Here is a 13,220-nt window from a genome sequence, read left to right as displayed (position 1 = left end):
GTCACCCCTTGCCTTGTTCCACCCTCTTTCCGTCCTCTTCCTGCCCTCCTATGGGCAGGCCCGGTGCTCCTCACGGGCCCCAGGCCAGTCCAGCATGGCCCCTACACTGGCCTTTTCGGCCGCCGGTGACAGGAGAGACAAGCGTGTCGACAGGTTCCGACGGCGGCTTCCAGGATCCGCCCGCGGAGGTGCTGGCGGAGGCCGCAGCAGCGTTCGGGCTCCTGGCGACACCGGCACGGCTGCACATCGTGTGGGCGCTGGCCCAGGGAGAGAGCGATGTGACCGGGCTCGCCGAGCGGGTGGGCGGCACCCTTCCCTCGGTCAGCCAGCACCTGACCAAGCTGAAGCTCGCCGGACTCGTACGCTCGCGCCGCGAGGGCCGGCGGCAGGTCTATCTGGTCGACGATCCCGATGTGGTGACGGTCGTCCGGCTGATGGTCGGCCAGCTCGCCGAACGCGCCGGGCACCCCGCACGGGAACCCGTCCGCCTGCGTGAACTCGGCGCCTGAGGGCAGCGCAGCCGCGGGTCCCGGACACCCCACCCCTGGCACACCGGCCCCCGTCACGCCGTTTCCGCGCCCTGTCGCGGGCGCCGGAACGGGGTCGGGCGGCCGCCCTGACGGACCGGCCTCTGTCTCCGGCACCGGTCCGACCCCCCTGCACATACTGCGTGCCCTGGACAGCGGGCCGCGCGGGCTCCTGGAGACCGAGGCCGAGGACCGGCTCGGCCGGACCGGGGAGAACACACTGCCCGCCTGGCGGCCCGTCCCCTGGCCCCGGCGCTTCGTGCGCAGCCTCCGCGATCCCTTCACCGCCGTACTGCTCTGCCTCGGCCTCGTCTCCGCTCTCGTCTCCGCCTGGGGCACCGCCTGCGTCACCCTGGCGCTCGTCGGGGTCAGCTGTCTGCTGCGCTCGGCCGAGGAGCACCGCGCCGACCGGTCCACCGCGGCGCTGCGGGAACTGGTCGCGACGACCGCGACCGTGGTGCGCCGCGCCTCCCCCGACTCCCCGCCCCGGGAGCGGGAGGTTCCGGTGGCCGACCTCGTACCGGGGGATGTGATCCGTCTGGGTCCGGGCGACCTCGTCCCCGCCGATGTGCAGTTGCTGCGCGCCGACGGCCTCACCGTGCACCAGTCGGCCCTCACCGGGGAGTCGGCTCCGGTGCCCAAGCACGCCGTCGACATCCCGGACCCGGCGCTGTCGGGGGCCGGGCCGTTCGCGCAGCCGCAGTGGTGCTTCCAGGGCAGCAGTGTCACGTCCGGCAGCGGTACGGCGGTGATCGTGGCCACCGGCGGGGAGACCCGGTTCGCGGCCGCCCATGACGGCCGGGCCCGGCAGCGGGGTACGAGCGCCTTCGACCGTTCGGTGCAGGGGATCTCCTGGACCCTGATCCGGTTCATGCTGCTGACCCCGCCCCTGGTGCTGATGGCCAACGCGGCGCTGCGCGGCCGCGGCCTGGAAACCCTGCCGTTCGCCGTGGCCGTCGCCGTGGGAATGACCCCGGAGATGCTCCCCGTCATCGTCACCACCACGCTCGCGCGCGGCGCGGCCCGGCTGGCGCGCACCAGCGGGGTCATCGTCAAGCGGCTCCCCGCCCTGCACGACCTCGGGGCGGTCGATGTGCTGTGCCTGGACAAGACGGGCACGCTGACCGAGGACCGGCCCGTCGTGGCGGGGGCGACGAACGGTGCGGACCGGCCCGACCCCGACGTGCTGCGGTGGGCGGCGATCGGTGCCCTGTGGACGCTTCAGCTGGCCGAGCTGCCCGCGCCCGACGCACTCGACGAGGCGGTCCTGGACGCGGCCGAGGAGTGCGGTCCGCCGTCCGCGGGGGGTGCGGTGGCCGAGGCGTACGAGGGCGTGGCGGTGGTGCCCTTCGATCCGGTGCGCCGCGTCGCGACCGCCGTGGTCCGGCGGCCCGGCAGGCTCGGCGTGCACACCCTGGTCACCAAGGGGGCCGTCGAGGCCGTGCTCCAGCGGTGCGCGATGGATGAGGAGGAACGGGACCGGCTGCTCGGGCTGGCGAACCGCAAGGCCGAGTCCGGGCTGCGCCTGCTGGCCGTGGCCCGCACCGACCGGGCGTCCCGGCCGGGTGCGTACACCCCTGCGGACGAACGGGGTCTGACGTTTCTGGGTCTGATCGCGCTGCGGGACGTCCCGGCTCCGAGCGCCGCCGACGCGCTCGCGGTGCTGGCCCGGCGGGGCGTGGCGGTCAAGGTGCTGACCGGCGACCACCCGGGCACGGCCGCCCGGGTGTGTGCGGACCTCGGACTGCGCCGGGCGGGCTCGGCCGACGGCTGCGATGTGGTGACGGCCGAGGTCGTGGACACGCTGTCGGAGGCCGAGCTGGCCCGGGTGGCCGACCGGGCCACCGTGTTCGCCCGTTGCACACCCCAGCACAAGGCGCGGATCGTCTCCGCCCTGCGCGCCGGTGGCCGGACGACCGGATTCCTCGGCGACGGCGTCAACGACCTTCCCGCCCTGCACGCCGCCGATGTCGGCATCTGTCCCCGCAACGCCGTCGATGTGGCCCGGGAGGCCGCCGACGTCGTGCTGGCGGAGAAGGACCTCACCGCCATCGACCGGGCAGTGCTGGCGGGCCGGGGCAGCAGCGGGAACATCGCCACGTATCTGCGGATCACGCTCTCGTCGAACCTCGGCAATGTCATCGCCATGCTGACGGCCGGGCTGCTGCTGCCCTTCCTTCCCATGCTTCCGGCGCAGGTGCTGGTGCAGAACCTGTGCTTCGACGCCGCTCAGCTGGCCTTCGCGTTCGACCGCCCGGCGGCGTCGGCACTGCGGCGCCCCACCGTGTTGCGGCCGCGCGACTTCCTGCGCTTCATCACGGGGTTCGGTCTGCTCAACACGGCCGCCGACCTCGCCACCTTCGGCGTGCTCGCGCTCGCCCTCCACCAGACGTCCGGGGACGGCGGGGAGGCGGCGTTCCACGCCGGATGGTTCACGGAGAACCTGCTGACCCAGGCTCTGGTCATGGTCCTGCTGCGGACCGGTCGCAGCTCCGCTGAACGGCGGGCGGGCGGCCCGCTGCGGGCTGCCGCCGCGGGTCTCGCGGCGGTCGGGGTCCTCCTCCCGCTCACCGCGCTGGGACCTGTGCTGGGCATGAGCGCGCTGCCGCCGCTCTACTACCTGCTGCTCGGTTCCGTCCTGGGGCTGTACGCGATCGGGCTCACGGCCGCGCGCAGGCGCTACGACAAGGCGGTCGACGGGCACTGAGGGGTCACCCGCTTCCCAGGACCGCGACGGTTGTACAGTTGCGCAATACGGCAAGTGTTGCCGTGTCGACGGAGAAGAAGGGCGGGACCAGAATGTTGCGCAATGGCCTGGAGCCCTGGCACCTGTTGATCCTGGCTGTCGTCGTGGTCGTCCTCTTCGGCTCGAAGAAGCTGCCCGACACCGCCCGCTCCGTGGGAAAGTCCCTGCGCATCCTCAAGAGCGAAGCCAAGGCGATGAGGGACGAGAACGCCCGCTGACGACCACTGACGCGGGGGGAAGGGCCGTTCCGGAGCCTCCCCGCAGCCGTTCATTTCATGGCTTGCGCAATCCGGGAACCCCGGGGGCCGCGCCGGGCGTTCTGGCACATAGCGGCTGAGTGACAGCAGAACAGCACCGAAGCACTGGAGGAAGTTCATGGGTGTGACCCTGGCAAAGGGCGGCAACGTCTCCCTGTCGAAGGAGGCTCCCGGCCTGACCGCCGTGACGGTCGGTCTCGGCTGGGACGTACGGACCACGACCGGCGCCGATCACGACCTGGATGCCAGTGCGCTGCTGTGCTCCGAGGCGGGCAAGGTCCTCTCCGACGCCCACTTCGTCTTCTACAACAACCTCAACAGCCCTGACGGTTCCGTCCGTCACACCGGCGACAACCTGACGGGGGAGGGCGAGGGTGACGACGAGTCGGTCGAGGTCGATCTGGCATCGGTCCCCGCCCAGGTCGCGAAGATCGTCTTCCCTGTCTCGATCCATGACGCCCAGAGCCGGAGCCAGAGCTTCGGTCAGGTGCGCAACGCGTTCATCCGCGTGGTGAATCGCGCCAACGGAGTCGAGCTGGCGCGCTACGACCTGAGTGAGGACGCCTCGACCGAGACCGCGATGGTCTTCGGCGAGCTGTACCGGCACGGCGCGGAGTGGAAGTTCCGGGCCGTGGGCCAGGGCTACGCATCGGGGCTGGCGGGCATCGCGACGGACTACGGCGTCAACGTCTGAGACGTCCGAGTGGATGGAGGGCTTTCACGGAACCGGCAACCGCCGGTTCCGCCTCCAGTGCGCGATCATGTTCGTATGACCGACGAACACACCGCCCACGTCCTGGACTTCTTCACACCGCGTGCGGCCGACTGGGACAGCCGGTTCCCCGACGACGGACCCGCATATGCCACGGCGGCCGGCATGCTCGGGCTGCGTCAGGGTGACGCCGTACTCGACGCGGGCTGCGGCACGGGGCGCGCACTGCCCGCGCTGCGGGCCGCGGTCGGGCCCGGCGGTACGGTGCTGGGCGCCGACCTCACCCCCGCCATGCTGGACGCGGCGGTCAGGGCGGGCCGGGCGGACAGCGGGACCCTGCTCCGTGCCGACGTCGCCCGGCTGCCGCTGCGCGACGGGGCGCTGGACGCGGTGTTCGGGGCCGGGCTGATCTCGCATCTGGCCCGGCCGGAGGCCGATCTCGCGGAGCTGGCCCGGGTGGTACGCCCGGGCGGGGTGCTGGCCCTGTTCCACCCGATCGGCCGGGCCGCCCTCGCCGCGCGGCACGGACGCCCCGTCACCGATGACGATCTGCGGGCGGAGCCCCGACTGCGGGTCCTGCTGACCGATGCCGGCTGGCGGCTGCACTCGTACACCGACGAGGACGACCGCTTCCTGGCTCTCGCCGTCCGTCGGGCCTGAACCCGGCGGCGCAGGCGGGGATCATTCCACGGGCGCCTGTGACGGCCCCCGATGGCCGGGGATCGGGCAGCCGCGGACGCCCGGAGTGGGGAACGTGCCGAGTGCGGCGATCTTGTACCCGTCCGGATATCCCTTGATCTCCGGGTTCTGGCGGGCGTAGTGCGGCCTGCGGCGGGGCGGCAGGAGCCGAACGGCCCTGGCCCTGATCCGCAGTGCCCCCCGGGTCAGCCCCCGGGCCACCGGCCCCGGGCGGCGGTAGCGGAACGTCCTGAGCAACGAGTCGTCCAGCAGTGCCAGGCTGGCGCCCCGGACCACTGGGGCGAGCGGCGCCGGATACCAGGACCCCATCAGCGCCAGCGTGGCGTCCGAGACCCTTCGACCCCCCTCGTCCCAGCCGAAGTGCTCGTGTTCGTAGGCGTCGAGCACACGCTCGAAGTCCTCGTAGGTCTGCGGGACGTCCTTGATTCCCATCCGGGCGCCGAGTGTGCGGTAGTAGGCGGCGAAGGCCCGCAGCTCGTGGTCGCAGAGGCGACGCCAGCCGAAACTGTCCAGCCAGCGCTTCGGGGTGACGACGAAGGTGCACAGGACGTAGCGCATGTCGTCGTTGCTGATGGCGTAGCTGCGGTGCATCTGGTTGATCCGGCGGACCGCGGTGCGGCCCTCCTCGGTGTCGAATCCGTGCTCCACCACCGCGTCGAGGAGCAGGGCGGTGTCGTCGTACCGCTTCTGCGTACGCTCCGTCAACTCCGCTGTCTCGTCCAGGAGTCGGCCGATGCTGGGCACGGCATACGTGCGGTAAAGGGCCAGTTCGAGGGCGCGGGTGATGTCCCAGGGGAACTCGTAGGTGACGGTGAGGCGGTAGATCTCCAGGAAGTCCCGCTCCGGGTCGAGTCGCTGAATCTCCTTCAGCCGGTCGTACCTCTTCGCCACGCTGTCCCCCTCGTTCGGCCGGTTGCGTCCAACCTTACGCGGAACGTCCCGCACGCCCCCTCTCTGCGGGTGCCGAGGCACCCGGACGAGTCGGGCGCGTCCGGATTCCCCCTGCTCGCCGGGGCCTCGACGAGGGGGTTACCGACTGGTTAGGGTGCGCCGACGGACCGAGGGACACCAGGAGCACCCTAGGCAACGCAGGACCGCGCGACGGGCGGCCGATCGATGAGGACGGGGAGGACACCGTGACGGGTACGGACGATGCTGCCGCCGACGACGACGCGCTGCTGGTGCTGACCGCGCTGCTGCTGACGCCCGCGCGCTTCCCGAGTGTGCTCGGGGACGACTACGTGGCCGCGTGCGACGCGCTCGCCCTCGAACCGTACGAGGAGGGCTACGGCCTGGTCCTCGGGCAGGACAGCACCGGGGCCCGGTGGACGGTGGTCGTGGAGGACGTCTCGCAGGTGGCGGTCGCCGTCGCCGCGTGGGACTGCGGGATGGAGCACGACCTCTCCCCCGACGGCCGCTCCGTGGTGTGCGCGCTGCCGGGCTGGCCGCTGGACCTGGCCGTCGCCGCACCCGGTGTCCCCGAACCTCACGACCCGAAGACGGACGGGGAGGGCCCCGCACCGCTCACCCCTCCCGCGGCGGACGCCTGGGGCCCCGCACACCGGCGGCTCGGGGCGGACGAGGTGGCCGCCCAGTGGTCCCTCTGGCGCGAGCAGATCGACGAGAACGCGGCGGCCGATCCGGGGCACCCCGATGCGGCGCCAGTGAATGCGGCGCCAGTGAATGCGGCGGCAGTGGATGCGGTTGGGGTGGAGGCGGCCGACGAAGGGGCGTCCGGTGGCAGCCCCTCACGGTCCGTTCAGCACCCGGGGGTACGCAGGGCGCTGTCAGAGGCCCTCGCCTATACGAAGACTCCGCCGCCGCCCGGACGTATCCGCTCGTCGTTCGCCTCGGCGGACGCACGCACCCTGCGCGTCGACGGCCCGGGGTGGTCGATGGTGGCGAGGACCGACGACATCGCGTTGATCCTGCTGGACGAGGAGCCCGGCACGGTCCTCACCGTCCGGCGTGGGCCCGCGCTGCCCGGTCTGCTCAAGGCCCTGGAGGAACTGGCCCTGCACCCGGCGTGACGCTCTGGTCCTCATCGTGGCACCCGGCGTGATGCTGCGGTGCCTCATCGTGGCGCCCGGGGCGCCACGATGAGGACCGCCCGCGTCCCGGACCCGGCCTGGGCCGAGCCTGAGACGCTCCACAACCGGCCCCGGCCGGGCCGGACCTCAGCGGCCGATTTCCTTGCGGTTGATCCTGCGGAGCCTGCGCCGCTGCGACGGGTCCAGCAGCAGATAGCCCGCCACGGGGACCCCGATCACGATCAGCAGGGCCCACCAGAATCCGATCAGGGGCCACAGGATGGCCGCCGCGAGAACTCCCCCGATAGCGACCTTCGCACCATTCGTCATGGTCCACGCCTCCTTCGCGGCCGGCGCCGCTCCTGTTGTGTGAACGCGTCCGCGCGCCCTTCCGTTCCCCGCCTGGCCCGTCATCGCAGCGGCTCACCGACGTCATGCATGTGCGCCAGGGCCTGGCGGTAGGACTCGATCAGACCGGTCTCCGCATACGGCATACCTATGCTCCCGCAGTGCGCCTTGACCAGCGGCTGGGCCAGCCTGAGGTGGGGCCGGGGCATGCTCGGGAAGAGGTGGTGCTCGATCTGGTAGTTCAGCCCGCCCAGGAACCAGTCGGTCAGGACCGCGCCGCGGACGTTGCGCGAGGTCAGGACCTGCCGCTGGAGGTGGCCCCAGCGCTCCCCGTCGGGGTCGGGCATCTCCATGCCCTTGTGGTTGGGGGCGAACGCCAGGCCCAGGTGGAGGCCGAACACCGCGTGCAGCAGCAGGGCGAAGACGACCGCCTTGCCCGGGGACAACGTGCTCAGCAGCAGCGTCGCGTACAGGGTGACGTGCGCGATCAGCAGCAGGGCCGCGAGCACCCGCTCCCGGGCGGGCTGTCGGCGCAGAAACTGGAACCCGTAGATCTTCAGGGCGATGCCTTCGAGCAGCAGCATCGGGAAGAACAGCCGGGCCTGGTTGCGGGTGAGCCAGCGGGCGAATCCCTCTCGCTGCGTCGCCTGCTTCTGGGTCCAGACCAGCGCGCCGACACCGACATCGGGGTCCTTGTCGATGTGATTGGGGTGGGCGTGGTGGCGCACATGCTTGTCGTTCCACCACGCTTCGTTCATGCCGAGGAGCAGATTGGCGTGCACGAGACTGATCATCCTGCTCGCCCTGCGGTCACCGGTTATCTGCGCATGTCCCGCGTCATGGGCGATGAACGCCGTACGGGCCCACAGGACGGCCAGCGGCAGGGCGAGGAACAGGCTCCACCAGCTGTCGCCCACCAGGACGAGGGCGGTGACCACCGACCCCAGGGCGGTCAGATTGGCGGCGATCCCGAGCGCGTACCGGCCGGGGCGGTGCTCCAGCAGACCCTGGCCCTTCACCGCACGCAGCAGGGGCGCGAAGTCGCTCCCGGCGGCCGGCCGGCGGGAGGAGGGCGTGGGGGCGGCGCTGGGTGCCGTGGCGGTGTCTGTAGCGGTGGCTGTCGCCTGGGGCATGGAGTCTCCGGTCTCTGGAACCTCTGCGCCGACCTCGTAGCACGTACGGATCAGCTGACCTCTCGAACGTACGGATCAGAGGTGCGCGGCAGCCATGGCGCCATCCCCCTGGTTCGCCTGGGGCATACCCCCGTGCCACAGGGTGGTGCTGGCTGCACCCTCGATCGCGACCACCCCACAGAAGTGGCATAGCTCACATAATGGAACGGCCCGTTGTCGCGCGAGATGGAGTACCCTCGGCGACCCTGACCCACTAGTCAAATTTGAGGAATTCGACATCGCTGTGCACAGGCACCCTGCGGCAACGCCCTCCGAGGTCACCGAACTGTCCCGCTGCTCTGCGGTCTTCGTCCCGGCGGACCCGGCCCGTACCGGCCGGATCGCGTTCTGGAACCCGGACGGCAGCACCCTTCCCGCCGCTCCCGGGATCTCGTCGGAGACGGCCGTTTCTGATCTGACCGTTGTCGGAGCCGACCTGCGCCGCCGCACTGTCGCGGCCCTGCACCTTCCCGTACGGAACGCTCTGCCGGTGCTGACCCGGGCGCGCGCCGACGCCCAGGCATCCCCGTCCGTCGCCTTCTGGGGCGCCGCCGGGCTTCTGGCGCTCCAGTTCGTCGCGCGCGGCCTGCTGCTGCCGGGGCTGAGCCCCACCGACCACGACGCCTGGCGAATCGGCCCGCTCAGCACCGAGGACCTCGAACGGCTCCGGGAAATGGCCGCGTCGATGCCCCCGAGCGCGCACGCGACCCCGCTCCCGTACGCAGGCGGCACGCGGACACCGGAAGGGGCCACAGACCAACCGCTGCTGCCCGAACCGGAGGGGCTGCTGCGGGCGTTCCTCGATGCCGTGGCCGACACGATGCCCCGTACCCCGGCCGCCGGTTTCGTCGCCGCAGGCCCCGCGTTCGCCGCCCCGGAGCCGCGGCGGCTGCCCGAGGGGCGGGCCTGGGCGGCCGATGTGGCGGCCGGTCACGACGCGGGCGTACGGCTCTCGTTGCGTATCGAGATCTCGGGCGTGACCCCGGCCGCAGGCGCACCGGGGGACGCTCCCGACCCTGCGGACAGCGACGCGCCGGACAGGGAGGCTCGGGACGGGAAGGCTCCCGCGTTCCGGGCCGTGCTTCAGATCCACAGCGTCAGCGACCCCTCCCTGGTCGCCGATGCGGCCGAGGTATGGGCCGGTGGCGCGCGGACGGCCGCAGTGTTCGGGCCGCGGGCCCGGATGGACGCCCTCCTCACCCTGCGGCGCGCCGCCCGCGCCTGGCCCCCGCTGACGCCGCTGCTCTCCGCTGCGGTGCCCGACTCGGTGGAACCGGCCGATGAGGAGATCGCCGAACTGCTGGGCTCCGCCTCGCGCGCCCTGGCCGCCGCCGGGGTACAGGTGCACTGGCCCAAGGAGCTGGCCAGGAAGCTGACCGCGCGAGCGGTGGTCGGGCCGGACGACGCGGCGTCCCCGGACCCGAATCCGGACGACGCGGCATCCTCGGACCGGGATGCCGACGGCTCGGGGGCCGGGCGGCAGGGGCGTACCACGGCGGACACGCCCTCGTTCCTGTCGGCCGACGCGCTCCTGGCCTTCGACTGGCGCTTCGCGCTGGGCGACCGGAGACTGACCCGCGAGGAGCTCGACCGGCTCGCCGAGTCGAACCGTCCCATCGTCCGGCTGCGTGACCAGTGGGTGCTGATCGACCCCGAGGAGGCACGCCGGGCCCGGGAGACCCAGGACCGCAAGGTCACTCCGATCGACGCGCTGAGCGCGGTGCTGACGGGTTCCGCGGAGGTGGACGGCCGTCGTGTGGAGGTGGAGGCGACCGGCTGGCTGCGGCAGCTGCGGGACCGGCTGGCCGACCCGGAGTCCGCGGCCCACCGGCAGGTCGGACAGCCCGAGGCGCTCACCGCGACGCTGCGCGACTATCAGCTGCGCGGTCTGAACTGGCTGAACACCATGACCTCGTTGGGTCTGGGGGCCTGCCTCGCCGACGACATGGGACTGGGCAAGACCATCACGCTCATCGCGCTGCATCTGCATCGCCGGGGTGACCGGGACGCGGCCGGGCCGACGCTGGTGGTGTGCCCGACCTCCCTGATGGGCAACTGGCAGCGGGAGATCGAGAAGTTCGCCCCGGGCACCCCCGTCCGCCGCTTCCACGGCGCGTCGCGCTCCCTGGAGGGGGTGGCGGACGGCGAGTTCGTCCTGACGACGTACGGCACGATGCGGCTCGACGCGCCCCGGCTGGCCGAGGCGGCCTGGGGCATGCTCGTCATCGACGAGGCCCAGCACGTCAAGAACCCGCACTCGGCGACGGCCAAGCAGCTGCGGACCATCGGCGCACAGGCGCGCGTGGCCCTCACCGGCACCCCGGTGGAGAACAACCTGTCGGAGCTGTGGGCGATCCTCGACTGGACGACCCCCGGTCTGCTCGGGCGGCTGGGCACGTTCCGCAGCCGGTACGCCGCCGCCGTCGAGGGCGGCAACGACCCGGGCGCGGCGGAACGGCTGTCCGCGCTGGTGCGGCCCTTCCTGCTGCGGCGCCGTAAGTCCGATCCGGGTATCGCGCCCGAGCTGCCGCCGAAGACGGAGACCGACCGGACGGTGTCGCTGACGGCGGAGCAGACCGGCCTGTACGAGGCGGTGGTGCGCGAGACGCTGGCGGAGATCTCCGGCGCGGACGGGTTCGAACGGCGGGGCCTCGTGATGAAGCTGCTCACGGCGTTGAAGCAGATCTGCAACCACCCGGCGCAGTACCTCAAGGAGGAGCGGCCGAGGATCGCGGACCGGTCGGGGAAGGTCGAGCTGCTGGACGAGCTCCTGGACACGATCCTGGCCGAGCAGGGTTCGGTGCTCGTGTTCACGCAGTACGTGCGGATGGCCCGGCTGCTGGAGGAGCACCTGGCAGCCCGCGGGGTGCGTACGCAGTTCCTGCACGGCGGTACGCCGGTGGCGCGGCGCGAGGAGATGGTGAACCTCTTCCAGGCGGGCGAGGCGCCGGTGTTCCTGTTGTCGCTCAAGGCGGCGGGTACGGGGCTCAATCTGACCCGGGCCGGTCATGTCGTGCACTTCGACCGCTGGTGGAACCCGGCGGTCGAGGCACAGGCGACGGACCGGGCGTACCGGATCGGGCAGACCCAGCCGGTGCAGGTCCACCGGCTGATCGCCGAGGGCACGATCGAGGACCGGATCGCCGAGATGCTCGCCCGCAAGCAGGGCCTCGCGGAGGCGGTGCTCGGCTCCGGCGAGGCGGCGCTGACGGAACTGACCGATGCGGAACTGGCCGACCTGGTCGAGCTGCGAGGGGGCGCACGATGAGCGACGACGCATACGAGTACCACGACTACGACGCATCGGACCGGGACGACGACGGGGCATCGCAGGAGGGGCGCGGTGGGCCGGAGCGTACGTTCGCGGCGCTGCCTCCGGCGCGGGGGCGCGGGTTCGCCACGTCCTGGTGGGGCCTGGCGTGGCTCAAGGCCCTGGAGGACACGGCTCTCGACGGTGAGCAGCTCAAGAAGGGGCGGCGACTGGCCCGGGAGGGCCGGGTCGGGGCGGTCTCGGTACGTCCGGGCCGGATCACGGCGGTGGTACGGGACCGTGACGGCACGGCCCACCGTGGCGACGTGCTGTTGCAGCAACTCGGCCCGGGTGCGTGGGACCGGTTCCTGGACATGGCCGTGGACCGGGCCGGGCACATCGCGGCTCTGCTGGACCGGGAGATGCCGCCGCACCTGGTGGAGGACGCGGCGGGCGCCGGGGTCGATCTGCTGCCCGGCATCGGTGACTTGGAGCCCGAGTGCACCTGCGGGGCCTGGGACCACTGCCCGCATTCGGGTGCGCTGTGCTACCAGGTGGCACGGTTGCTGGACGAGGACCCGTTCGTACTGCTGCTGTTGCGGGGACGCGACGAGCGGCGGCTGCTGGACGAACTCCAGGTGCGCAGCACCGCCCGCGCCGCCCGGGATGCGGACGGCTGGGCTCCGGAGACCGCTGGGGGCGCGGGCCGGGAGGTCCGTGGGGTCCCGGCCGGTGAGGCGTTCGCCGCCGACGGGATCCTGCCACCGCTCCCCGCTCCCCCGCCGGTGCCCGCCGAACCGGGGCCTGGGCCGTCACTGGACACGGAGACCGGTCCGGTGCCCGGGATCGACCCGCCGGCGCTGGAGGTGCTGGCCGCCGACAGTGCGGTGCGGGCCCACCGGATGCTCCTGGACGCACTGGTTCCGGGGCACGCGGGCCAGCCGCTGCCGGTGGAACTGACGCCGCGGCAGGATGCGGTACGGCTGGCCGCTGACGCCCGGCCGGAACCGTGGATCGCCGCCCGGCTGGCCGCGGGCTCGGGCCGGCAGCGCGCCGAGCTGGCTGCGGCGGTCGACGCCTGGCGGTACGGCGGAGTCGCCGCGCTCACCGTGCTGGAGGAGGAACGGGAGCCGGACGCGGACGCACTGGCGCGGGCCCGCGCCCAACTCGCCTCGGCCTGGGAGACGGGCGAGCGGCCGGCACTGCGGGCAGGCGGCCGGTCCCGCTGGACGGTGGTGGGCGCCGACGTCCAGCTCCGGTTCGACCGCGACGGGCGGTGGTGGCCCTACCGCAAGGAGCGCGGCCGCTGGGTGCCCGCCGGACCGTCGGACGACGACCCGGCGAGTGCGCTGGCGGGGGCCGGTGGCGCGGTGCCGGACGGCATGGACTGAGGGGTCGGGCGTACGGCTGCGGGGGTGGGACGGTCCCGGGCGGGTGCGCGGGGCCTGAGGGCCGGAGCGCGGGGGTGGGAGGCGGGGG

11 protein-coding genes are annotated in these 13,220 nt (G+C 72.6%); 8 read left to right on the top strand and 3 right to left on the bottom strand.

Annotated elements, in window-relative coordinates; all coding sequences use genetic code 11:
- Positions 1 to 143 precede the first annotated feature (143 nt).
- From RI138_RS31355 to RI138_RS31335, 5 genes are all read left to right on the top strand, one after another.
- The gene (locus tag RI138_RS31355) at positions 144 to 509 is read left to right on the top strand and encodes an ArsR/SmtB family transcription factor (RefSeq protein ID WP_096624098.1); all 366 of its coding nucleotides are present in this window, start codon (positions 144 to 146) and stop codon (positions 507 to 509) included.
- Complete coding sequence (mgtA, locus tag RI138_RS31350; RefSeq protein ID WP_311122635.1) at positions 493 to 3,234, top strand: magnesium-translocating P-type ATPase; 2,742 nt, start codon at positions 493 to 495, stop codon at positions 3,232 to 3,234. Before RI138_RS31355 ends, mgtA begins: the two co-directional genes overlap by 17 nt.
- A gap of 92 nt (positions 3,235 to 3,326) precedes the next feature.
- On the top strand, positions 3,327 to 3,491 hold the full coding sequence (gene tatA / locus RI138_RS31345; RefSeq protein ID WP_311122634.1) for a Sec-independent protein translocase subunit TatA: 165 nt from the start codon (positions 3,327 to 3,329) through the stop codon (positions 3,489 to 3,491).
- Positions 3,492 to 3,648: 157 nt separating this feature from the next.
- The gene (locus RI138_RS31340; protein ID WP_311122633.1) at positions 3,649 to 4,224 is read left to right on the top strand and encodes a TerD family protein; all 576 of its coding nucleotides are present in this window, start codon (positions 3,649 to 3,651) and stop codon (positions 4,222 to 4,224) included.
- 75 nt (positions 4,225 to 4,299) lie between these two features.
- Complete coding sequence (locus RI138_RS31335; protein ID WP_311122632.1) at positions 4,300 to 4,902, top strand: class I SAM-dependent methyltransferase; 603 nt, start codon at positions 4,300 to 4,302, stop codon at positions 4,900 to 4,902.
- Positions 4,903 to 4,923: 21 nt separating this feature from the next.
- Here the strand turns inward: RI138_RS31335 and RI138_RS31330 are convergent, their stop codons facing one another.
- The gene (locus RI138_RS31330; RefSeq protein WP_311122631.1) at positions 4,924 to 5,832 is read right to left on the bottom strand and encodes an oxygenase MpaB family protein; all 909 of its coding nucleotides are present in this window, start codon (positions 5,830 to 5,832) and stop codon (positions 4,924 to 4,926) included.
- 245 nt (positions 5,833 to 6,077) lie between these two features.
- On the opposite strand from RI138_RS31330, the gene RI138_RS31325 reads away from it, so the two are divergent.
- A complete protein-coding gene (locus RI138_RS31325) occupies positions 6,078 to 6,971 on the top strand; it encodes a hypothetical protein (RefSeq protein WP_311122630.1) in 894 nt (297 codons plus the stop codon).
- A gap of 147 nt (positions 6,972 to 7,118) precedes the next feature.
- Here the strand turns inward: RI138_RS31325 and RI138_RS31320 are convergent, their stop codons facing one another.
- Both RI138_RS31320 and RI138_RS31315 read right to left on the bottom strand, forming a co-directional pair.
- Positions 7,119 to 7,301 (bottom strand): hypothetical protein, encoded by a 183-nt coding sequence (locus RI138_RS31320; protein ID WP_096624084.1) that lies wholly within the window; start codon positions 7,299 to 7,301, stop codon positions 7,119 to 7,121.
- A gap of 80 nt (positions 7,302 to 7,381) precedes the next feature.
- On the bottom strand, positions 7,382 to 8,452 hold the full coding sequence (locus RI138_RS31315; RefSeq protein ID WP_311122629.1) for a fatty acid desaturase family protein: 1,071 nt from the start codon (positions 8,450 to 8,452) through the stop codon (positions 7,382 to 7,384).
- 283 nt (positions 8,453 to 8,735) lie between these two features.
- On the opposite strand from RI138_RS31315, the gene RI138_RS31310 reads away from it, so the two are divergent.
- Together RI138_RS31310 and RI138_RS31305 are read left to right on the top strand one after the other, a co-directional pair.
- Positions 8,736 to 11,759 (top strand): DEAD/DEAH box helicase, encoded by a 3,024-nt coding sequence (locus RI138_RS31310; RefSeq protein ID WP_311122628.1) that lies wholly within the window; start codon positions 8,736 to 8,738, stop codon positions 11,757 to 11,759.
- Positions 11,756 to 13,132, top strand: a complete 1,377-nt coding sequence (locus RI138_RS31305; RefSeq protein ID WP_311122627.1) for an SWIM zinc finger family protein — start codon at positions 11,756 to 11,758, stop codon at positions 13,130 to 13,132. The genes RI138_RS31310 and RI138_RS31305 overlap by 4 nt, the downstream gene beginning before the upstream one ends.
- Positions 13,133 to 13,220 lie beyond the last annotated feature (88 nt).

This window comes from Streptomyces durocortorensis, from assembly GCF_031760065.1.
In the GTDB taxonomy this organism is placed as follows: domain Bacteria; phylum Actinomycetota; class Actinomycetes; order Streptomycetales; family Streptomycetaceae; genus Streptomyces.
The sequence above is the reverse complement of the archived record's forward strand: the minus strand, read 5'-3'. Positions and strand labels throughout refer to the sequence as shown.

Coding starts and splice junctions, on each gene's coding strand:
- tatA (WP_311122634.1), top strand. CDS start 3,327: ATGTTGCGCAATGGCCTGGAGCCCTGGCACCTGTTGATCCTGGCTGTC.
- RI138_RS31340 (WP_311122633.1), top strand. CDS start 3,649: ATGGGTGTGACCCTGGCAAAGGGCGGCAACGTCTCCCTGTCGAAGGAG.
- RI138_RS31335 (WP_311122632.1), top strand. CDS start 4,300: ATGACCGACGAACACACCGCCCACGTCCTGGACTTCTTCACACCGCGT.
- RI138_RS31320 (WP_096624084.1), bottom strand. CDS start 7,301: ATGACGAATGGTGCGAAGGTCGCTATCGGGGGAGTTCTCGCGGCGGCC.
- RI138_RS31315 (WP_311122629.1), bottom strand. CDS start 8,452: ATGCCCCAGGCGACAGCCACCGCTACAGACACCGCCACGGCACCCAGC.
- RI138_RS31305 (WP_311122627.1), top strand. CDS start 11,756: ATGAGCGACGACGCATACGAGTACCACGACTACGACGCATCGGACCGG.